20 protein-coding genes are annotated in these 20,709 nt (G+C 33.3%); 14 read left to right on the top strand and 6 right to left on the bottom strand.

Annotated elements, in window-relative coordinates; translation table 11 throughout:
* Nucleotides 1–60 precede the first annotated feature (60 nt).
* From P2W65_RS14285 to dnaK, 6 genes are all read right to left on the bottom strand, one after another.
* Nucleotides 61–921 (bottom strand): hypothetical protein, encoded by an 861-nt coding sequence (locus P2W65_RS14285; RefSeq protein WP_289658324.1) that lies wholly within the window; start codon nucleotides 919–921, stop codon nucleotides 61–63.
* A gap of 71 nt (nucleotides 922–992) precedes the next feature.
* Nucleotides 993–1,241: a hypothetical protein gene (locus tag P2W65_RS14280; protein WP_289658322.1), complete on the bottom strand. Its 249-nt coding sequence runs from the start codon at nucleotides 1,239–1,241 to the stop codon at nucleotides 993–995.
* Between the two features lie 150 nt (nucleotides 1,242–1,391).
* Nucleotides 1,392–2,318 carry a DUF2806 domain-containing protein gene (locus P2W65_RS14275; RefSeq protein WP_289658321.1) on the bottom strand — a complete coding sequence of 309 codons (927 nt, stop codon included), beginning with the start codon at nucleotides 2,316–2,318 and terminating at the stop codon, nucleotides 1,392–1,394.
* Nucleotides 2,319–2,572: 254 nt separating this feature from the next.
* Complete coding sequence (locus tag P2W65_RS14270) at nucleotides 2,573–3,595, bottom strand: hypothetical protein (protein ID WP_289658319.1); 1,023 nt, start codon at nucleotides 3,593–3,595, stop codon at nucleotides 2,573–2,575.
* Nucleotides 3,596–4,575: 980 nt separating this feature from the next.
* Nucleotides 4,576–5,832 (bottom strand): site-specific integrase, encoded by a 1,257-nt coding sequence (locus tag P2W65_RS14265; protein WP_289658318.1) that lies wholly within the window; start codon nucleotides 5,830–5,832, stop codon nucleotides 4,576–4,578.
* 555 nt (nucleotides 5,833–6,387) lie between these two features.
* Nucleotides 6,388–8,271, bottom strand: coding sequence for a molecular chaperone DnaK (dnaK, locus tag P2W65_RS14260; RefSeq protein WP_289658317.1), 1,884 nt, complete (start codon nucleotides 8,269–8,271; stop codon nucleotides 6,388–6,390).
* A 268-nt stretch (nucleotides 8,272–8,539) separates the two neighbouring features.
* On the opposite strand from dnaK, the gene P2W65_RS14255 reads away from it, so the two are divergent.
* From P2W65_RS14255 to P2W65_RS14190, 14 genes are all read left to right on the top strand, one after another.
* On the top strand, nucleotides 8,540–10,027 hold the full coding sequence (locus tag P2W65_RS14255; RefSeq protein WP_289658316.1) for a TlpA family protein disulfide reductase: 1,488 nt from the start codon (nucleotides 8,540–8,542) through the stop codon (nucleotides 10,025–10,027).
* A 65-nt stretch (nucleotides 10,028–10,092) separates the two neighbouring features.
* Entirely contained in the window at nucleotides 10,093–10,833 is a 741-nt protein-coding gene (locus tag P2W65_RS14250; RefSeq protein WP_289658315.1) for a hypothetical protein, read from the top strand.
* Between the two features lie 222 nt (nucleotides 10,834–11,055).
* Nucleotides 11,056–11,811: a DUF1796 family putative cysteine peptidase gene (locus P2W65_RS14245; protein WP_289658314.1), complete on the top strand. Its 756-nt coding sequence runs from the start codon at nucleotides 11,056–11,058 to the stop codon at nucleotides 11,809–11,811.
* An 88-nt stretch (nucleotides 11,812–11,899) separates the two neighbouring features.
* A complete protein-coding gene (locus P2W65_RS14240; protein WP_289658313.1) occupies nucleotides 11,900–13,171 on the top strand; it encodes a Na+/H+ antiporter in 1,272 nt (423 codons plus the stop codon).
* A gap of 19 nt (nucleotides 13,172–13,190) precedes the next feature.
* On the top strand, nucleotides 13,191–13,658 hold the full coding sequence (locus P2W65_RS14235) for a hypothetical protein (RefSeq protein WP_289658312.1): 468 nt from the start codon (nucleotides 13,191–13,193) through the stop codon (nucleotides 13,656–13,658).
* Between the two features lie 86 nt (nucleotides 13,659–13,744).
* The gene (locus P2W65_RS14230) at nucleotides 13,745–14,206 is read left to right on the top strand and encodes an SRPBCC family protein (protein WP_289658311.1); all 462 of its coding nucleotides are present in this window, start codon (nucleotides 13,745–13,747) and stop codon (nucleotides 14,204–14,206) included.
* Nucleotides 14,207–14,261: 55 nt separating this feature from the next.
* Nucleotides 14,262–14,699 (top strand): acyl-CoA thioesterase, encoded by a 438-nt coding sequence (locus P2W65_RS14225; RefSeq protein WP_057122622.1) that lies wholly within the window; start codon nucleotides 14,262–14,264, stop codon nucleotides 14,697–14,699.
* Nucleotides 14,700–14,790: 91 nt separating this feature from the next.
* Nucleotides 14,791–15,654, top strand: a complete 864-nt coding sequence (locus P2W65_RS14220) for a mechanosensitive ion channel family protein (protein WP_289658305.1) — start codon at nucleotides 14,791–14,793, stop codon at nucleotides 15,652–15,654.
* A gap of 5 nt (nucleotides 15,655–15,659) precedes the next feature.
* A complete protein-coding gene (locus P2W65_RS14215) occupies nucleotides 15,660–16,502 on the top strand; it encodes a maleylpyruvate isomerase N-terminal domain-containing protein (protein ID WP_289658303.1) in 843 nt (280 codons plus the stop codon).
* A gap of 104 nt (nucleotides 16,503–16,606) precedes the next feature.
* Nucleotides 16,607–17,596, top strand: coding sequence for an alpha/beta fold hydrolase (locus P2W65_RS14210; RefSeq protein ID WP_289658301.1), 990 nt, complete (start codon nucleotides 16,607–16,609; stop codon nucleotides 17,594–17,596).
* 78 nt (nucleotides 17,597–17,674) lie between these two features.
* The gene (locus P2W65_RS14205; RefSeq protein WP_289658299.1) at nucleotides 17,675–18,064 is read left to right on the top strand and encodes a DUF1398 domain-containing protein; all 390 of its coding nucleotides are present in this window, start codon (nucleotides 17,675–17,677) and stop codon (nucleotides 18,062–18,064) included.
* 16 nt (nucleotides 18,065–18,080) lie between these two features.
* Nucleotides 18,081–18,944 (top strand): ThuA domain-containing protein, encoded by an 864-nt coding sequence (locus P2W65_RS14200; protein ID WP_289658296.1) that lies wholly within the window; start codon nucleotides 18,081–18,083, stop codon nucleotides 18,942–18,944.
* A gap of 79 nt (nucleotides 18,945–19,023) precedes the next feature.
* Complete coding sequence (locus P2W65_RS14195) at nucleotides 19,024–19,830, top strand: hypothetical protein (protein WP_289658293.1); 807 nt, start codon at nucleotides 19,024–19,026, stop codon at nucleotides 19,828–19,830.
* Nucleotides 19,831–19,850: 20 nt separating this feature from the next.
* Nucleotides 19,851–20,702 (top strand): sulfurtransferase, encoded by an 852-nt coding sequence (locus P2W65_RS14190; RefSeq protein ID WP_289658291.1) that lies wholly within the window; start codon nucleotides 19,851–19,853, stop codon nucleotides 20,700–20,702.
* Nucleotides 20,703–20,709: the final 7 nt, after the last annotated feature.

Here is a 20,709-nt window from a genome sequence, read left to right as displayed (position 1 = left end):
AAGACTGAGATTAAGACTAAAAAAATACAGCCGTAAGCCTTGCACCAAAAAGCAGTACCTTTATTTTATCAGAGTGCCATCACCGATTGTAAAGGCGTCTTTAATTTCAAAGTATTCCATTGTAGCATCTTCCGCAAGCTTAAAGATGCCGTTAATAGTAAAGGGACCTTTAAGATTTCTAAAATTGGTCTGGCCATCTTTAAAATGAATATGAAAAGGATACTGCAGAAGACCTCTTACTTTACAAATAACTATATCATTTTTGGGCAGAGATTGCACAATTTCATAAATTCTTCTTATGTCGATTATAGTCTGGTATTCCCTTATAAAACTTTCTAATGAATAGATCTTGTATTCAATGCTCAATCTAATATTTTTTTCATTATCGCTGAACTTGACCATTTTCATGGCAGGCGGACTCTCAATGTCTTTTAAAGAGGTTGATATTATCCAGTCATTATTTATCATGGAAAAAATTGGCTCACCACCCTTATCTTTGATCTCAAGATTAATCATAATGTGTCCCTTCTCGTCAAATTCTAGCCAAATCAGCTTTTCATTTTTACGAAGATGAATTTCAGATGCTCCCAAATAATAATTGCCTCCGACATCGAATAAAATATTTTCTCTTTTCAAAGCTATCTCTCCTAGCAGCATATCATTTCCAGATAAAAATGGTTTCTTTTTACATTCTTCTAATTGTGTATTAGTGTAAGCCCCATTATCAGCTGCTTTATGATGATGCAGACATAATGCAATCATGCCTTCTGGGTTGTGATGATTCTCAATATGCCAGGGAGGATTAAAATGATGATAACTTAGAAAAGGGCTGCCACAAGATTCAATAGGACAGCCATAATTGACCTCTTTTCTAAGAATTCTTTTTACTTCTGCAGGGATGTTTCTTGATACTTCTTTCATTTATCTATAGATTTTAATCGTCAATATAACAACCCGATTACTCAAAAACTCTTAGTAGGTATTTTTTTGCTTTATTTCAACTTAAGCTGAGTTTCTAACTGATCCTTGCTACAGCCGAAATTTTCAATACAGCCATCAACTTCTATTCCCTGTGTCTTATTATATAGCGTTTCTCCTCCCAGATTTTCCAAATTGCCCATGACAATATCTCCAACTTCTAAACCTTCATCAAAATCTTCAAAGATTGTAAAGTTATTTGTTTCTGTTTCAATAGCGCACAACCCTTTTTGTGAATTCACATACCTTACGATTCCTCTCACACTCAAATTAATTTTATCATCGATTAATTCTTACTCTATACATTTTCACTTCTAAAAACTCTTCATCCTATACCCCCCTGACTCTTTTATATTTTAAAACTTTAAAATATAAAACAATCATATAATATTTGATCATTAATATCATATTGTTTAAGGCTTATATTCAAATACATTTTTTAGCTTTACCTGCCCCGCCTCTTTCACTAATTCTCCGAGTATAATTTTGGTGTAGGGAGTAGTTAGAGCTTTGCAGAGATACTTTATATTCTGTTCATTTCTTTCAAAACGTATCAGCGCAGCAAGCTCTAATCCGATTTGCGTAAGAGACAATATAGCGACGCTGTTTGGTCTGTCGTGTGCGGCAGTGGTTACCTGTATTCCCGTAGTTCCGAATTCATACAACATTAAGCTGGGAAACTCTAAAGCTGGAAAATGCAGCCCAATATTAGGTCCGCTTGAAAGCAGTCCTATTTCATACATCAGCAGAATTTCTGAATAGGAAATATTAAAATACTCCTCAAAGGTATTCTGGTCAATGTAAGGAATAAAGTGCCCCCTGCTGTGCCTTACGTTTAACTGGACAAATTTTGTAAAAATTTCAGCCTCATTTTTAGAAATATTCTTTAAAAGCTCCAAAGTCCTTAACGAAAACGAACCTGGCTTTTTTACTTCTCCCGAGAGTATTTTTCCCCACAGCTCCTGCATCTGTTCATTTGAAATATCTTCTGCGAGATTAAAAAATCTTGTCGTCCAGTCGAAATCCACCTTTTCAGAATTAACCTGCGAATCCTGATTTATCTGCTCGGCAGCAATTTCAATAATCTTTTCAAGATTCAATTGTTTCTTCTGCTCACGATATAAAATTTTCTGTTCCATTACACCGAGCATTTCAAATTCAACAAGGCTTTTCTCTGCAGCGGCTTTGGCTTTGGCTTTCTCCAGAACCACCAATTTATACGCTTCTGCATCGGCTTCTTTCCTTATTGCCCGAGGTCTGTACAGAGTTCCGATACCCTGGCTGATAACTTCGATTAATTTTTCAATCGGCTTCCCTTCAAATAATGTAATTCCTCCCATTTCTTTATTTCTTAAATTGGAACAAACTATTAATCTATCAAGTCTAAATTTATTGTTAAGCAACAAGTACTAATGTACCACATAAAAACATCTACTTATAAAAACATCTACCTAACAAACTCAAATATAAGAAATTTGATTAGTGGAAAAGAGGTTTAAATGAATACCAATAATTTATTTTAAAAGAGTTTTTTTTACAAATTTAGTTGAAACACAATGATATATAAATTTTCATGAACATTACCTAGATTGATTTACAAAACGTGTCCCTTGGCAGTAAACAGCTTACTGTAAAAGTTCTGCCATTTCTGTCGATCGAATACAATATTTTCACGCAACATACGTCTTGCATATCTGCTGATATAATTTTCAAAAAACTTTAACTGTCCTAAATTATCTGCTACAATCAACTTTATAAACTTCTCATATTCTTCATAACTGACGTTTGCATTCCTGCACAGCTGGGCTGCACACACCATTCGAACCTGCCATAACATACCGTAGGTGTCATCGTTCTCGTATTTAGCTAATATTGTGCGTAAATACTCTTCTACATCATTTACAGGCAGCATGCATAGCTCTTCTCCAAGAACTGATTGCGTAATCTGCTTTTTCAGTGTATCCCTTAAGATATTTCCGGCATTACTGGTGGTTAATGACAATTTCTTCCCTTTCAATTCGTATTCGGGCTGATATGAAGAACCGTTTACCTTCTGTATATCTATGTTGAAAGGGGCGAAATTGACGAGCCCCCAGTTAAGATATTCGGAATATTCCTCCACATTGTATTCAATAACTTCATCCAAGACAAATACTTCCAGCTCGCTGATTATGCACTTTTCAATAACAAGATTGCAGAGCAAAAAATCGCTGTAACTTATTTTATTCTGTAAAAATGCCTTAAAGAGTATGCCCACTAATTCTGCTTTTTCATGGTCATCGCATTTATCCAGAATATATAAAAGCTTCTCTCCTATTTTTATCCTGTTTTTTTGAGATCCATCAATTTCGTTTATCATCTTCTCCCTCTCTTCTTCCGGGATATCATTTATCTGGGTAAGAAAGCGCACAATCTTCTTGGCAAACAGCATATCTTTTACACTTGCAGTGGTTTTAAAAGCTGCAATTATAGAATTTAGAATTGGAATGTCTTTTGCTATTCCTTCAGCTAAAAATGAATCAAGAAATACTTCACCATATTCAGCAGTTAAACCTTTTAAATCTGACTGCTTTAAAGTCTCAGTCAAGGACTTGGTAATATTATTAATTCCTGACATAAAAATAATTTTTAATTTAACTGTCATTAATAACAGGAAAATGATTGCTATTGTAGAGTAAACGATAAGTAATGCTATTCCAAAGATAGATAGTTTTTTAGCTGGGTCAAAGAACGATTTATCAACCAAAAAAAGGAAGCATTTCTGGTGGCATAACTGATTTCATGTTTCTTATTCTCTGATTGTAAATAATTTTGAAAACTAATTATCACTGATATATTTGTTTTCGTTTGTTTATATGCCTAAAAGCACGCGCTGCTTCTCTTCCTAAACGAGTTATCAACAATAAAGGTTTCTGGTTCAATTGCTTTGTATAACGAAAAAATGACAGGAAAGATTCAAAACGATAGCACTCTCATTTAGAAAATCAGTTTTTTTTCCAATAATTCAAACGCTCTTAAGAATCGTAACGACTGCCAGCCAAAATCAAAAAAAATATATCATCAGCCTTAATGAATAATTTTATATTACATATAGGCTTTCTTCATCAGATACAAGGCTACAGCTTATACACAAACTTCGCATTCACATACCCAAAATTCTTGGATTCCACCACCATTACCTGCAGCCATTCCCCGTCCACGGCTATTGGCGGGCTAACTATTATATCACTTAAATTTGATTTTGACAGATGCGACAGAACCCTGCAAAAATATCTTCACGTTTTTCTTTTAAATATATAAGAAAAAAAGTACATTTCTTAAATACATAAACAGAATTATAATGCTTATTACAATAAACTTGCGTACTTAAAAAGTGTTTGAACGATTAAAGTTCATCCACTCGACAAAATCGTGGTACCACTGTTTAAAAAAACAACAAACGTACGAAATAAATAGGTTCCAAGCTTAAAGTTCGAATCCTGCTCTATCAGCATCTTTTCCCAGCAGCACCAGTCTTCCGATTATGCCGATAAAAACGCAGACTAAAAAAACAGACAGATAAACTGCAATATGTTTTTCGAAATACTTTATTTTTTATTACTCTTTTTTCTTTAAAGATTCCAATTGTATTGCCTGCGAAGCTCTGTTTTTCTTCTCATCAACCACTTTTGCATAGATTTCAGTAGTTTTTAGGTTGGTATGACCCAGCATTTTACTGACCGTATAAATGTCTGTCCCGCTTGATAGCTGCAATGTTGCAAATGTATGGCGGAAGCAGTGGAAGGTAATATTTTTTTTAATGCCTGCAGATTCAACCCATTTTTTCAGAGGGCGTGAAATCCACGATATGTCTGTCAAATCCTCAAAAACAAGCTGCCGGGGAAGCCTCGGTTCTCCGCAGAGCTGAAGAGCCTGCTCAGCAATAGGCATATATTCAACACTCTTTGTCTTTTTCTGCGTGAAGTGAAGTCTGGCAATACCCTCTTCCAAACTTATCTCTTTCCAGCGGAGCTTCTGAATGTCGGAATGTCTCAGTCCTGTAAGCGCTGAGAAAAGTGATGCTCTTTTAAGAACATCTTTTTCACATGCTGTTGATGCCAGTACATTCAATTCTTCAATGGTCAGATATTCACGTCTTGATTCCTGTTCCGGGATGCCTTTTATTTTTGAAGATAAGTCAACCGTTAAATATCCGTCGATAAAAGCCTGTTTCAAAGCCGCTTTAAATATGGAAAAATAAGCTCCCGCAGTATTGCTGGAAATAGTTCCTTTTCTATTTCCTTCTAGAGGAGCAGCTAATAAAAACAGTTTAAAATCATGTGCCATTCTGTAGTCAATCTTAGAAAATATAAGGCTGCCTCCTGAATAGCTTTTTAAAAATTCTTTGGTACGATTCCAATTGATCTGTACAGATTTTGAACTTCGAGCGTGTCTTTTAGCCGCCAAAGCTGCAATGTATTTAATAAAATCCTCCTTCCTTTTTTCTTTCTGTTCAACTAATACACTCTCAGCATCACTGTATAGATCTCTATTATCATATTCTTTCTGTCGAACTTTACGGATTCCGTCAGCATACAGCATTATTTCACGGTCGCTATCGCTTCTGCACATTATTATTCCGTTATCGTTGCGCTTTGGTTTGTAGGATTTTGTTCCCTCTGCGTCTGTTCGGGCGGTTCTTTTTTTGTCCCACTCCACTGTTGTCACGGATCTACTTATATATTCACGGATTCTTTGGGAAGTTTTCTTTCCAGAAACCTCAACAGGATAGCTTTCTATGTAAACATACCATTCATTTTTGTTTTCTGCTTTTCGAAGACGCACAGTCGCCTTGGTTTTCAGTAATTGTTTCATACAAAATCATTTCTGTTATACAAGTTATCAATTTCCATTTTTGGAGCATATACATACTTTCCGCTCTGTCTGATTGGTATTGAATATTTCCGGATATGGATGTAGACCAAACCTTCAGATATCTGAAATCTCTCAGCTATTTCGCTAATGGAATAGCAGTCCTCTTTTTCAAGTCTGTATAATTTTTTCTTCAGTGCACTTTTAGATTCCGGCAGTAAGTCTGTTGTAAATGGCAAACATCTAGGGCATGATTTTGCGGTCAATCACTACAAGGCGGGTTCCAAGATTAACTGAAGGAATTTTTCCCCGCAAAAAGACATTCTTTATTTTTCTTTTTTCATCGCCTATTTCCCTTTATTAAGGTACAATAAGTATACATAAGAGACACTTTGTCTCCACTTAAGTGCCGGTGCAAATGTGGTACAAATATATGATGAAAAACGATTAAAAAAGAGCAGAAACAATAAAAAAGAAAAAAGAAAAACCGCCGTAAACATTAAGTTTACAGCGGTTTAGCACTTATTATTAACCGATGTTAATCGATATTAATCAAATCTATTTGACCTCTTCGAATTCAACGTCTTCCACGTTATCTCCAGAAGACTGCTCTTGTTGTGGAGCAGCTTGCTGTCCTTCACCACCTTGAGCGTACATTGCTTCTGTAGCTGTTTTCCAAGCTGCATTTACATTGTCTAATCCTTTTTGGATTGCATCAAGATCTTGAGATTGGTGAGCCATTCTCAATTCAGTTAAAGCGTATTCGATAGCTGTTTTTTGATCGTCTGTCAATTTATCTCCTAACTCTTTCAATTGAGATTCAGTTTGGAAAATAGTACTGTCAGCTTCGTTCAATTTCTCAGCTCTTTCTTTTGCAATTCTGTCAGCATCAGCGTTAGCTTCAGCATCTTTTTTCATTTTTTCGATTTCTTCAGCTGTTAATCCAGAAGAAGCTTCGATACGGATATCGTGAGATTTTCCAGTTCCTTTATCAGTTGCAGAAACTTTGATGATACCATTAGCATCGATATCGAAAGTTACTTCGATTTGAGGAACTCCTCTTGGTGCTGGTGGAATACCATCTAAGTGGAAACGACCGATAGTTTTGTTATCAGCAGCCATTGCTCTTTCTCCTTGTAATACGTGGATTTCAACAGATGGTTGAGAATCAGCAGCAGTAGAGAATACTTGAGATTTTTTAGTTGGGATAGTTGTGTTAGACTCGATTAATTTAGTCAATACACCACCCATAGTTTCGATACCTAAAGAAAGAGGTGTTACGTCAAGTAACAATACATCTTTTACGTCTCCAGATAAAACTCCACCTTGAATAGCAGCTCCAATAGCCACAACCTCATCAGGGTTAACACCTTTAGAAGCTTTTTTACCGAAGAATTTTTCAACTTCGTCAGCGATTCTTGGCATACGAGTAGAACCTCCTACAAGGATTACTTCGTCGATATCAGATGTAGATAAACCTGCATCTTTTAATGCTTTAGCAACTGGCTCCATAGAACGTTTTACTAAAGAATCAGATAATTGCTCAAATTTAGCTCTAGATAATTTTTTCACTAAGTGTTTTGGTCCAGAAGCAGTAGCAGTTACGTAAGGTAAGTTGATTTCTGTTTCAGCAGAAGATGATAATTCAATCTTAGCTTTCTCAGCAGCTTCTTTTAAACGCTGTAATGACATTGGGTCTAAACGTAAATCAATTCCTTCTTCAGTTTTGAATTCGTCAGCTAACCAGTCAATAATAACTTGGTCAAAGTCATCACCACCTAAGTGAGTATCACCATTTGTAGATAATACTTCAAATACACCGTCTCCTAATTCAAGAACAGAGATATCAAAAGTACCTCCACCTAAATCGTAAACAGCAATTTTTTGATCGTTTCCTTTTTTATCTAATCCGTAAGCAAGTGCAGCAGCAGTTGGCTCGTTGATGATACGCATAACTTTAAGACCAGCGATTTCACCAGCTTCTTTTGTAGCCTGACGTTGCGCATCGTTAAAGTAAGCAGGAACTGTAATAACTGCTTCAGTTACTGTTTGACCTAAATAGTCTTCAGCAGTTTTTTTCATTTTTTGAAGTGTCATTGCAGACAATTCTTGAGCAGTGTATAAACGACCATCAATATCCACACGTGGCGTATTGTTGTCCCCTTTTACAACACTGTAAGGAACTCTTTTTGCCTCATCTTGAGTTTCAGCAAAAGTGTGTCCCATAAAACGTTTAATAGAAGCAATCGTTTTTGTAGGATTCGTTACTGCTTGTCTTTTTGCAGGATCACCTACTTTAATCTCTCCACCTTCAACAAAAGCGATGATAGATGGTGTAGTTCTTTTTCCTTCTGCGTTAGGGATAACAACTGCTTCGTTACCTTCCATTACAGAAACACAAGAGTTCGTCGTACCTAAGTCAATTCCGATTATTTTACCCATTTTTTATATATTTAATTTTTGATTTAATTTTATTAACTCAGGTGGCATAAGTCAATCTTTGTGCCAATATAAAAAACTAAATAAAATTGTCAGTTTTCATGTTGACTCATTAAAAATCATCTGCCAACATGGCATTTTTAGAACCTGACATTCTTGGCATATCGCTGTTTTACATGTCATTATTTACTAATTAACCCAATAATACTGTTTAATTTCTCTCAAAAAAAATTATATTTGAGATCCTTTTAAAATCCTTAAAATTGAAAAAATGAAATGGTTCCATTTAGTTTTATTCGTTCTGTTTCCTGGATTAGTTATAGCCCAGAACAAAAATAGTATTCAAATCTTAGGAAATATAAACGGAAAAATTCCTGAAATAATAGAATATACTTTGCCAATTGGCGGCATTGATTATTTCGGTTTTACAGATTCTGTCCAGCCGGATTCTTCAGGCAATTTTCAAATCAATCTCAAACTAAATCAAACCTGTTTTATTGATTTATCTTACAAATACAAATCATATGGAACTTTAATAATTGAGCCCGGCATGACTTATAAAGTTCATATTAACACTGAAGATGCTAAAAATCCATTTACTGTTGAATCTAAAAATGCAAAAGGACAGCAATTATACAATCAAATTCTGAACAGAAATATGATTGTAGGCGGACATTTTGAACTCGAATCCAGAAAATACAGCAAAGACAGCATTCCATCTGTAATCAAACAAAAACTGGAAGAAAGCAACATAAATGAACTACAAGGCTTTAAAGATCTTTTGAAAGAAAAAGTCATTTCTAAAGATTTTTACCGTCTCGTCGAAACAGACAGAGATTATTTCTATAAAGGAGCACAGGGAAGTTTCGCTTTTATTAACTATTTAAATGAATCCCGAAACAAGAATACTTTAAATAAAAGTCAGTACACAGAACTTTGGGCCACAATTTTCAAATCAAATCCAGTAAGCAATCCAGAGCTTTTAAAATCTCCGTGGTTTTATTTTTATGCTGAAAATTATTTACGTTATAATGAATTAATTTTAGAGAACATAGATACTGTAATTCTTACTGAATTTCATAAAAAAGGACTTATTCATACGCATAATATTGATAATGCAAAAAAATATTTATCTGGAAAGCAGTTGGAATATTATTTTGCTGCTTATATTTATTACGAAGCAATCAATAATAATTACGAACAAGAACTTATAAAACTTTTTGAACAATTTAAAAAAGAATATCCTTCAAGTTCTTATATCCATTTTCTAGAACCTGTAATTATTCCTATTCTTTCTTTTCACAAGAAAAAAGAGGAACCTTTAAATGAAAAAGTAAAATTTGTAGAAAATACTGATGTCCTAAACTCCGTAAAAGATCTCGTAAAGAATCTGAACGGAAAACCATTTTATATCGACGTTTGGGCAACTTGGTGCGGTCCGTGTAAAGCTGAATTTAAAGATAATCCAAAATTGTACGACTTGCTGAAATCGAAAAATATTACCATGGTTTACATTTCGATAGACAAAGAAAACAAGGATAAACAATGGCGCGACATGACTCATTTTTACAACTTAGAAGGATATCATATTAGAGCAAATGAAAAATTAGATGGTGATTTACGAAATATATTTGGCAGTGAATCTTTTGCTATTCCGTGGCATTTTCTAGTGGATGAAAATGGGGCTATTTTAAACAAAAAACTAAGCGGTGGATCACAGATTCAAAATTTAGAAAAACAGCTGACTGAAAACAAATAGACATTTGCACTTAGAAATCTTACAAGAAATAATTTATATTTGAAAAATACTAAAAGTCCAAATCAATGAAAAACAGAATCCTATATACACTGTCTTTTTTACTTGTTTTCACCATACAATCTTGCAAAAAAGACAACAAAACCACTTCAGATAATGTTGCAGTTATCGACAGCCTTCCAGCCAAAAAAGAATTTGAAGAAAATGGCGAAGAGTACGAAGAAAATGATCCTGAAGAAGCAGATATTACCTATTCCAAAACAGGAAAAAAAGCATCTGATTTCCTTCCAAAACTTGATATTTACGAAATTCAGTATGAAACTCATGGCGATTTAAACAATGATGATCTAAAAGATATTGCAATTGTTTTAAAACACAAAGATGTCAAGACTGCCAAAAGACCTATGCTGATTCTTTTACAGAACTCAGATAAAACATATCGTTTAGATAAAGTTTCTGACGTTACCATGCCAGTAGAATATAATGATCATGATTATAAATTATATGATACCGAAGAAATCAAGATTGAAAAAGGTGAACTACATATCAATCTATATGGCGATGGAGCGAGCGGTACTTTTTTAAGTGCATTTAAATATTTGGAAAGCGGACTTGTCCTTACTCACATGGAGACATACTTTAGAGGTGCTGGCCAAGTTTCCAGCCATATTTATGATTTTGAAAAAGAAGAATCAATAACAAGTGAAACCAATACCATGACAGAAGATGAACCTACAACATCTAAAACAACAAAAATAAAAAAGAAACCTCTTTTTTTTGAAGAAACTTCTATTACCGATTTAAATTAACAGGTTCTTTTATTATATTTTCTCAATAAAACAAGGATTTAAAGTATATCAATACTCAAAAATCAAAATAAATAAAGCGATTGATTTTTTTAAAACTTAATACGTTTATATTCGCTAAAAAACATTTTATATAATCTTTTCGTAAAATTGAAAAAATTAATTTTCTGCCAGTCAGTTTTTTTTCAAGTCAAATTTTGCAAAAAGGAAAAAATATAAGGATAAATGAAAAAAAAAATAATAAAGACCTTAAAAACATTTCTGCCTTACGGTTTTATTGTTTTGAAAAGAAAATATACTACTAACAAAAAAAAAGAGTTTGTATTTGATGCCATTTTTAGCATTGGAGATGCTTGTCGTCCCGCACATTACTTAAAAAATCACGACTTAAGATTATGTGCGAATCCTTTAGATTGGATGATGCATTATTCTTTAGAAACTGTTATTCATTTGTATCAATCAAAATTTACTGATTTTTTTACTGAATTTTCAGAACATCAACAAAACTCAAATTGGTATCTTGATGTTAAGAACAACATTACTTCTATTCATTACAAAAATATTGGAGATGACAATAATTCCTTCAATAACATAATGAAAAAAAGATTTGAAAAAGTAAATCAAAAATTATTAAAGGCTAATCAAATTTGTTTTATCTCTCGACGAGATGAAAGTCATGATGACTTTTTTGATTTTTTAAAAAAAATGGGGAATATCTACTCAGGAAAAATTACACATATTAATATAAGACATAATCAAGAAATAGATGGAATCACTACGCCTATTAAATGCACTAAGAAAAAAATATCAGAGAAACTTGAACTAATTGAATATGAATTCAATGATATACATATCAATGGTATAGATGAAAATAGAAATCCAGATTTCTGGCTTGGAAATACTCATTTATGGGATGAAATCATTACAAAAATTGATATTCGTAGAAGTTTTATTTCTTATCTAAAAGGCAATAATCAATAACAAATTAAAACATTACAAATAGCAGTTTAAAAGGAGAATTACTTTTCGTTCTACTCAATTATAATCTAAAAAAAACATAGCTTTTAGAATGGAAAACTACAGCATCATTATATTTATACTCGCCATAGTTATCGGATTATCTGCCTTTGCTGATAAAGCCAAATTACCTTACCCTATTCTACTAGTAATTGTAGGAGTTGGAATTGGTTTTATTCCAACAATGAATGAAATAGAGATTAATCCCGAGATTATTTTTTTATTGTTCCTTCCTCCACTTCTGTATGATGCTTCGTTTAATATTTCGCCAAAAGATTTCAAAACAAACATCAGCACCATTAGTACTTTAGCGATAACTTTGGTTTTTCTTACCACCTTTTGGATCGCTGTTGTTGCCCATTATTTGATTCCTAATATAACTTGGCCTCTCGCTTTTGTATTGGGAGCAATTCTTTCTGCAACCGACGCTGTTGCCGCTATAAGCATCACAAAAGGACTTGATATTTCACATAAAACCATAACCATTTTAGAAGGCGAAAGTTTGATAAACGATGCATCAGCATTAGTTGCTTATCGCTTTGCAGTTGCCGCCGTAATGGGATCTGCTTTTATAATCTGGCAGGCAACATTGCAATTTATAATATTATTAGGAGGCGGGTTTCTAGTCGGTTTTGTAATGTCCAAAATTTTGTCCGTTATTTTGAAAAAAGTGCATAAAAATTCAAATGTCACTATTAGTTTTATGCTTTTAATGCCTTTTGTAACCTATTTAATTGCAGAACATCTGCATGTTTCTGGAGTAATCGCTGTTGTAATTTCAGGATTAGCCATTGCCCGTTTTAGTAAAAAGATATTCCCTGAGAGCTTAAAAAATAGCTCGCGAAACCTTTGGGACATTATTATCTTTTTGCTAAACGGATTAATTTTTATCTTAATTGGGCTTAATTTTAGATACGTATTAAAAGATATTGATGACAATATGATACTGCCTTACATTGGTTACGCATTTATCATTACCATTGTTGCATTACTAATTAGGTTTATCAGAATATTTCTTCAAAAAATCAACCTTCAGAAAGGCTTCAAAAAAATTCGTAAAGGAAAAAGAAAAATCAGCGAAGATGCTCTTCTGGATTTCAAAAACAGCATCATTTTAGGCTGGTCGGGAATGCGGGGCATAGTATCTCTTGCCATCGCCATTGGGCTTCCTAGATTTCTAGAAAATGGAACTCCGTTTCCGGAAAGAAATGCCATTATCTTTATTTCTGTAGCCGTTGTACTTTTTACCCTTATCGGACAAGGACTTACCCTTCCTTGGATTGTCAAAAAATTAAACTCTAAACCAGAACAAATACAATCTTAAACTAACCAAAAACAAAACCATGGAAGAAGAACTAAAAAGTAAATTTGATGAATTTGATAAACCAGTTGTAATAAGACGTAAATTATTGCCTTGGTGGATAAAAGTATTCTGCTGGATTTTTATGATCATGGGCGTTTGCGCTGTAGGTTCGCTCATTACAAATCTTTTTGTCCCAAGCGTAAATTTATCTCTTTACGGATTTTCAGCCGACAGAGCTTATTCTGGAACAGGGCTCTTTATTATTTCCGTTATGCTTTTAAAAGCATTTGCCGCCTACTCTCTTTGGTTCGAAAAACCTAATGCTATTATGATTGCCAAAATAGATGCTGTTGTCGGAATTGCAATTTGTATTGCTTCACTTTTTATACTTCCTTTTAGTGTAGGAAATGGGCATTTTTCTTTAAGACTGGAAATTTTATTATTAATTCCATACTATTTAAAAGTCAACAAAATAGAGTACGAATGGGATAATCTGGAAACAATCTAAAATTTGAAAATCAACTCTTTAATTCTTTATCAAAAATAGAACTACCTTTACCAAACCTTTGACAATCAAATTAAAAATTTTTAAAAATGGCTTCAGAGATTCTTTTCACCACACCAGATTCAGAAATTGTTACTACGAGAGTTTTAAATTTTCCACAGGAACTTGTTTTTAAGGCTTGGAGTACTCCAGAACATTTGAAAAATTGGTGGGGACCAAAAGGTTTTACTAATACTTTTCATGAATTTAATTTTTGCGAAGGCGGAAAATGGACTTTTACCATGCATGGTCCAGAAAAAGGAAATTATGAAAATGATGTTGAATTCATCAAAATAGAAAAACCGAATCTTATTGCTTGGAAACGTCACTCAAAACCACTTTTTCAAATCCTGACGACCTTTGAAGCTATTTCTGAAAATGAGACAAAATTGGTTTTTAAAATGCTTTTTGAAACAGAAGAAGAATGCCAAAAGTTAAAACCTTATGTTGTGGATAAGAATGAAGAGAATTTTGATAAACTAGAGATTGAATTATCAAAAATGACACCTTAACAAAACTCGTTTTTTATTCGTAATTTCGGTTTCAAATTAAAATTACAATTACAAAATGGCTTCATTTACAAAAGAAATATCTTTTCGATGGTCAGATCTTGACCCAAATTTTCACGTTCGTCACAGTGCTTATTACGATTTTGGTGCACAGCATCGTATCGAAATCCTTGAAGAACTGGGACTTACTCTAAAAGTAATGCAGACGCAAGGTTTTGGGCCTGTTTTATTTAGAGAAGAATGTGTTTTCAGGAAAGAATTAAAACTTTCGGATAAGATCTTCATCCATACCAAAACATCAAAAATGAAAGCCGATGCTTCGCGCTGGTCAATCATTCACGAGTTTAGAAGAGAAGATGATACCCTTTGTGCCACTATTACGGTTGACGGAGCCTGGATGGACACTAAACTGCGTAAACTGGCTTCTCCAACTCCTGAAATCGCTATTCAGGCTTTAAGTATTTTTCCGAAAAGCGATGATTTCGTAGGACTCTAAAAAACAAAGAATTTTATCTTAACTTTATAAAATCCAAAAAGCAATATTTGATCAGTTGTTTTTTGGATTTTTTTTCTTAAAATCAGAAAATATGACTGACTATATAAAAGACTTTAGAATCGGTATTATCATTGCCATAATTGCAATTACCACTATTATTCTTGGTGCAGTTACAGACAGAGCACTCCGTTATCTTTTATACAGAAAACAATTCGATAAAGATTATGATGCGACTTGTTTTAAATTCTTAAAACATTTAGTCATAACGATAATTTATATTCTTGGATTTGCTTTTGCGCTAATTCAGATTCCTGAATTTAAAATCATCGGACATTCGTTTTTAGCGGGTGCCGGCGTTATTTCTCTTGTTGCCGGTCTGGCTTCCCAGCAAGCGTTGAGTAACATTGTAAGCGGTATTTTTTTAGTGATTTTCAAACCTTTTAAAATCAATGATAAAATTACTATCAATAATTTTGTTGGAACCGTCGAAGATATAAATCTGCGACAGGTTGTTTTGAAAGATGCCGAAAACAACCGAATTATAATCCCGAATTCTGTAATCAGTGCACAGATTATTGTCAATACCAATATGCATGATACCAAATGCTGTAAAATAATCGAAATCGGGATTGGTTACGATTCTGACATGGAAAAAGCATTGGAGATAATGAAAGATGAAATAGCCAAACATCCCCTTTTTATTGATACCCGAACTGCTGAAGCCAAAAAAGAAAAAACTCCTTTGGTAGTTGCACGCGTAGTGGCTTTAGCCGATTCGAGCGTCAATCTAAAAGCTTGGGCTTGGGCAAAAAATTCTACAGACGGTTTTGTAATGTATTGTGATTTACTGCAAAGCATCAAAAAAAGATTTGACGAAAATAATATTGATATTCCATACCCACAGCGCGTTGTAACTTTAAAAAATAGCGATTTCAAAATCCCTGATCAAAAATAAAATAAATGAAATCTTCAGAAATAATTCCGATTCAGACTTTACATCTCTTCCCTATTCTGGACACTTTATTAATCGATCTTTTAAAATCATTAACAGAAGAAGAATGGAATGCCCAAACTGTAGCAAAAAAATGGAAGGTTAAAGATATTGCATCCCATTTATTAGACGGAAATTTAAGAGGATTATCTATTTCCAGAGATCATTATTTTGGAGAAAATCCAGAAAATATTAATTCTTATCAAGACTTAGTCGATTTCTTAAACCAGCTGAATATGACTTGGACGAATGCTACAAAAAGACTGAGTCCTAATGTACTGATTGATTTACTGGAGAGCACAGGAAAAGAATATTCGGATCATTTACAAACATTAAACTCATTTGAAAATGCAATATTTTCAGTGGCTTGGGCCGGACAGGAAACTTCGTTAAACTGGTTTCATATTGCAAGAGAATATACCGAAAAGTTCCTCCATCAACAACAGATTAGAGATGCTGTAGGAAAACCCGCTTTGATGACCAAAGAATTGTTTAATCCGTTTATAGAGACTTTTGTTCAGGCTTTACCGCATACCTATAGAAACACACAAGCTCCAAATGGTACAATTGTGTGTCTAATTGCAACAACAGAAATTGGCGGACAATGGAACATCATTAAAAAAGAAAATAATTGGGAATTTATTGATTCTATAGAAAACAGTCCTACTTCAACTGTCAAAATTAATCCACAAGATGCATGGCTTTTATTTTCGAAAGGAATGTCGCCAATTGAAGCACTGGAAAAAGTGGAAATTATCGGTGACAAAGATCTTGGTTGCATTGCCCTTAACATAGTTGCTGTAATGGCTTAATTGTTAACTCAATCACTTTTTTGTAATAACTTTAAGAGTGTATTTTTTGGTTTTAAAAATGCATAGCGGTAATTTTATGTTCCTTAATAAAAAACCGTTTTTAAATGAAAAACTTAAAACTCCTCATACTTTTATTGCCTGTTTTTTGTTTGGCACAAGAGCAGAAAATCAAACAATTAGATATTAATCTAACGAATTACGAATATCCTTTTCCTGTTCATTTTTTAGAATTAAGCAATCAGCGTCAGGCACTTAAGATGGCTTATATGGATATCAAACCTGATAATTACAATAACAAAAACATTGTACTGCTTCATGGAAAAAACTTCAACGGCGCTTATTGGGAAACTACTATAAAAACATTGACAAAAGAAGGATTTCGTGTCATTGTTCCGGATCAGATTGGTTTTGGAAAATCAACAAAACCAGATCATTTTCAATATACTTTTCAGCAATTAGCTCAAAACATCAAAAAACTTTTAGACCATTTAGGAATTCAAAAAACCACCATTTTAGGCCATTCTATGGGCGGAATGCTGGCAACTCGTTTTGCTTTATTATATCCTGAAACGACAGAAAAATTAGTTTTAGAAAACCCAATTGGTTTAGAAGACTGGAAATTAATTGTGCCTTATAAACCTGTTGACTGGTGGTACGAATCGGAACTGAAACAAAATTATGAGGGTATTAAAAAGTATCAAATGGCGAATTATTACGATGGTAAATGGAATGCCGATTATCAAAAATGGGCAGAACTCGGCGCGGGTTGGACAACTGCTCCCGATTATAATAAAGTTGCTTGGAATTCCGCCCTTCTTTACGACATGATTTTTACTCAGCCTGTTTTATATGAATTTAAAAACATTAAAAGTCCAACACTTTTAATAATTGGAACTAGAGATAAAACCGCTTTAGGAAAACCTTTAGTTGCTGCCGAAGTTCAAAAAACAATGGGAAATTATGCCGAATTAGGTAAAAAAACGCAAAAAGCAATTCCGAATTCAAAACTGGTAGAAATTCCGAACACCGGACATTTACCACATATTGAATCTTTTGATTCATTTATAAAAGCATTAATCGTATTTTTGAAATAATTTCATTAGCCACGAATTCACAAATTATTTTAATAAAATTCGTGGCTAAAAAAACCTAACCTAAAAAACTATATAAATATGTTTACAATAGACCAAATAAAAGAAGCTCACTCAAAAGTAAAATCCGGTGCAGATTTTCCAAATTACATTCAGGATTTAATTATTTTAGGTGTAAAAGGATATGATACTTACGTTCATGATGGAAGCGTTGTTTATTACGGCTTAAATAATTATACCGCTGAGGCCGAAGAAAAATATCCTGAAATTAAAGTAGCCGATTTTCCAAACAAAGAACTTTTTATAGAACTTTTAGTAAAACATCAGCATGGCGAAACCGATTATATGACTTTTTGTAATCATTGTGCTCAATGCGGAATTGCAAAATGGCGTGTAGATATCGTCGAAATGACCTGCACTTATTTTGACAAAGCTGAAAATGAAATTTTGATCGAAAAAATTCCAAGCTAATTTTTGATTTTATTTCATGATTATTTCTAACCAAAACCTCCAAACCACTTTTAGAAGAAGTATTTACATCTTTGCATTAGCAATTTCTTTCCTTGGATTTTCTCAAAACAAAAAAGAAAAACCAAAATTTAAAGTCATTGCTTTTTATACCGCTAAAAATGATCAGGCGCATATCAGCTTTGTTCATGAAGCCAATAAATATTTTCCGAAATTAGCTCAAGAAAATCATTTTCAATACGATTCAACCAGCAATTGGGATAATCTAAACGCAAAATTTTTAGCACAATATAAGGTTGTTTTGTTTCTGGACACACGACCTGAAAAGAAAGAACAACGAGAAGCTTTTCAAAAATATATGGAAAATGGCGGTGGTTTTATCGGATTTCATTTTGCTGCTTTCGCTTTGAATAATTCGAGTTATAATCAGGATTGGAATTGGTATCATAATATTTTTTTAGGTTCCGACGAATATGGTAGTAATACCTGGAGACCTACTTCGGCGGTTTTACGCGTAGAAAATCAGCATCCTGTTACTAAAAATCTTCCTAAGACTTTTAGTTCAGCTCCAAACGAATGGTATCGCTGGTCTAACGACTTAACTAAAAATCCTGACATTGAAATTTTACTAGCTATAGACCAATCTAGTTTTCCGTTAGGAACTGGGCCAAAAGCACATGAAATTTGGCACAGCGGTTATTATCCTGTTGTATGGACGAATAAAAAATACAAAATGCTGTACGTAAACATGGGACATAACGACATTGATTATGAAGGCGGAACTAACAAAACATTATCGTACACGTTTGAAAATAAAACACAAAGCCAAATGATTTTGAACGCATTGCTTTGGCTTGGTAATTCAAAAAAACAGGTTCAGTGAAGACTCTTCAAATAGTCTTTATTTACTATAATTCCTTAATAAATACTATTATAAATACCGTCACTAAGATTTAAATTGAATGAAAAATAAAATTGCCCTAATTCTTTTTACATTACTAATAATCTCTTGCAACTCAAAACAGCAGGAGAATAAAATAAATAAAGAAGACAATCAACAAAAAGAAACATCACCACAAATAATTAATAAAAAAAAGGAATCTGAAAGCGTAAATTATCAAGTTTCTACGTTTGATAATCCTCAAGACAACGATCGTATACAAAGAGAAAAAGAAAGCTTAAAACAACTTTCTGAAAAAAAGATTTTTTTTAATATTCATAATAAATTGATTGAAGAAATAGACGCAGAACAACAATCTTATTTCAAGAAGAATCACAATTATGAATTACTCTCTATTGCAAAAGGAAGCTTGTTTCAAGAAAACAGCAATGACGTTGCATTTATAGTTTATGACAAAAAGAATGAAAAAATTTCAATTCTGCTCTACAATGAAAAATCTTCAACGTATGCTGAATTGTATAAGGATATAAAAGTCATAAATGGTCTAAAAGATGCCAATTGTAATTTCTACTCTTTTGGAACATTAGATTATCAATTTGCAAATGAATTTTTGATTAGCAATGAAGATTATCTTGAAAAAAGCATAGAGTCTTATTTAGAATCTTCATATCTTAAAATTACAGATATATCAAAAGATGAAAATTTTATATTAAAAGATGGATGTTTCGCCAAAAATGTGTCAAAAACAAACCTAGCGAATACGCTTTGTTTTGCTACCAGTGCCGTTTACAATAATTGGGAATGTTTACGATACGACAAAAAAAGCAATACTTTTTTAATTTTTTATGGTCAGGCTTTCGCCGATTAACAATTTAAAAAACAATAAAAATGTCTACTACTCTTTCTCCAATAATTTCCGCTGAAGAATTAAGCCAGCTCACTCTTTCTGAAATTATTTTAATTGATGCCAGAGCGGGTTCAAATGCTTTTGAAGTTTATCTAAAAGAGCATTTAAAAGGCGCTCGTTTTGTAGATCTAAATCTGGATTTGGCTTCTATTCCGGAAAATCCAGCAAATGGAGGCAGACATCCATTGCCAACTATAGAACAATTTACAGAAACACTTTCAAAATTAGGAATTTCGCCATCAGATCATATTATTGTTTACGATGATAAAAATGGTTCTAATTTCGCTGCAAGATTCTGGTGGATGATGCGTGCCGCTGGACACGAAAAAATTCAGGTTTTAAATGGTGGTTACCAAGCAGCATTACAAAATGACTTTCCAACAAATTCTGGAACTGAAACATATCAGAAAACAACATACCCAATTAAAGAATGGAAGTTACCATTAGCCAGTATAGAAGAAGTCGAAAAAGCTCGTAAAAACGATCAAAATCTTGTCATTGATGTTCGGGATAAAAACAGATTCGACGGACTTACAGAACCATTGGATTTAATTGCAGGACATATTCCCGGAGCAGTTAATATTCCGCTAACTGAAAATTTAGATGAAAGCGGATTCTTTAAGTCTTCTCAAGAATTAGCTCAAAAATACAAATCTGTAATTGGAGATAAAAAAGACGAAAACATAATTGTACATTGCGGATCAGGAGTTACAGCCTGTCACACCTTATTAGCGATGGATTACGCTGGACTTCCAATTCCGAAATTATATGTGGGATCATGGAGCGAATGGTCTAGAAACGAGCGTGAAATGGCACTAAAAGAGAATAAATAATACTTTA

Origin of the sequence: Flavobacterium panacagri, assembly GCF_030378165.1 — a bacterium.
Classification (GTDB): Bacteria; Bacteroidota; Bacteroidia; order Flavobacteriales; family Flavobacteriaceae; genus Flavobacterium; species Flavobacterium panacagri.
The sequence above is the reverse complement of the archived record's forward strand: the minus strand, read 5'-3'. Positions and strand labels throughout refer to the sequence as shown.

What these genes read in the sequence shown, in the direction of transcription:
- dnaK (WP_289658317.1), bottom strand. Translation starts at nt 8,271, where the DNA reads ATGGGTAAAATAATCGGAATTGACTTAGGTACGACGAACTCTTGTGTT.
- P2W65_RS14195 (WP_289658293.1), top strand. Translation starts at nt 19,024, where the DNA reads ATGAAAAATAAAATTGCCCTAATTCTTTTTACATTACTAATAATCTCT.
- P2W65_RS14205 (WP_289658299.1), top strand. Translation starts at nt 17,675, where the DNA reads ATGTTTACAATAGACCAAATAAAAGAAGCTCACTCAAAAGTAAAATCC.
- P2W65_RS14220 (WP_289658305.1), top strand. Translation starts at nt 14,791, where the DNA reads ATGACTGACTATATAAAAGACTTTAGAATCGGTATTATCATTGCCATA.
- P2W65_RS14190 (WP_289658291.1), top strand. Translation starts at nt 19,851, where the DNA reads ATGTCTACTACTCTTTCTCCAATAATTTCCGCTGAAGAATTAAGCCAG.
- P2W65_RS14255 (WP_289658316.1), top strand. Translation starts at nt 8,540, where the DNA reads ATGAAATGGTTCCATTTAGTTTTATTCGTTCTGTTTCCTGGATTAGTT.
- P2W65_RS14270 (WP_289658319.1), bottom strand. Translation starts at nt 3,595, where the DNA reads ATGTCAGGAATTAATAATATTACCAAGTCCTTGACTGAGACTTTAAAG.
- P2W65_RS14225 (WP_057122622.1), top strand. Translation starts at nt 14,262, where the DNA reads ATGGCTTCATTTACAAAAGAAATATCTTTTCGATGGTCAGATCTTGAC.
- P2W65_RS14250 (WP_289658315.1), top strand. Translation starts at nt 10,093, where the DNA reads ATGAAAAACAGAATCCTATATACACTGTCTTTTTTACTTGTTTTCACC.
- P2W65_RS14275 (WP_289658321.1), bottom strand. Translation starts at nt 2,318, where the DNA reads ATGGGAGGAATTACATTATTTGAAGGGAAGCCGATTGAAAAATTAATC.
- P2W65_RS14265 (WP_289658318.1), bottom strand. Translation starts at nt 5,832, where the DNA reads ATGAAACAATTACTGAAAACCAAGGCGACTGTGCGTCTTCGAAAAGCA.
- P2W65_RS14210 (WP_289658301.1), top strand. Translation starts at nt 16,607, where the DNA reads ATGAAAAACTTAAAACTCCTCATACTTTTATTGCCTGTTTTTTGTTTG.
- P2W65_RS14285 (WP_289658324.1), bottom strand. Translation starts at nt 921, where the DNA reads ATGAAAGAAGTATCAAGAAACATCCCTGCAGAAGTAAAAAGAATTCTT.
- P2W65_RS14240 (WP_289658313.1), top strand. Translation starts at nt 11,900, where the DNA reads ATGGAAAACTACAGCATCATTATATTTATACTCGCCATAGTTATCGGA.
- P2W65_RS14200 (WP_289658296.1), top strand. Translation starts at nt 18,081, where the DNA reads ATGATTATTTCTAACCAAAACCTCCAAACCACTTTTAGAAGAAGTATT.
- P2W65_RS14230 (WP_289658311.1), top strand. Translation starts at nt 13,745, where the DNA reads ATGGCTTCAGAGATTCTTTTCACCACACCAGATTCAGAAATTGTTACT.
- P2W65_RS14245 (WP_289658314.1), top strand. Translation starts at nt 11,056, where the DNA reads ATGAAAAAAAAAATAATAAAGACCTTAAAAACATTTCTGCCTTACGGT.
- P2W65_RS14235 (WP_289658312.1), top strand. Translation starts at nt 13,191, where the DNA reads ATGGAAGAAGAACTAAAAAGTAAATTTGATGAATTTGATAAACCAGTT.
- P2W65_RS14215 (WP_289658303.1), top strand. Translation starts at nt 15,660, where the DNA reads ATGAAATCTTCAGAAATAATTCCGATTCAGACTTTACATCTCTTCCCT.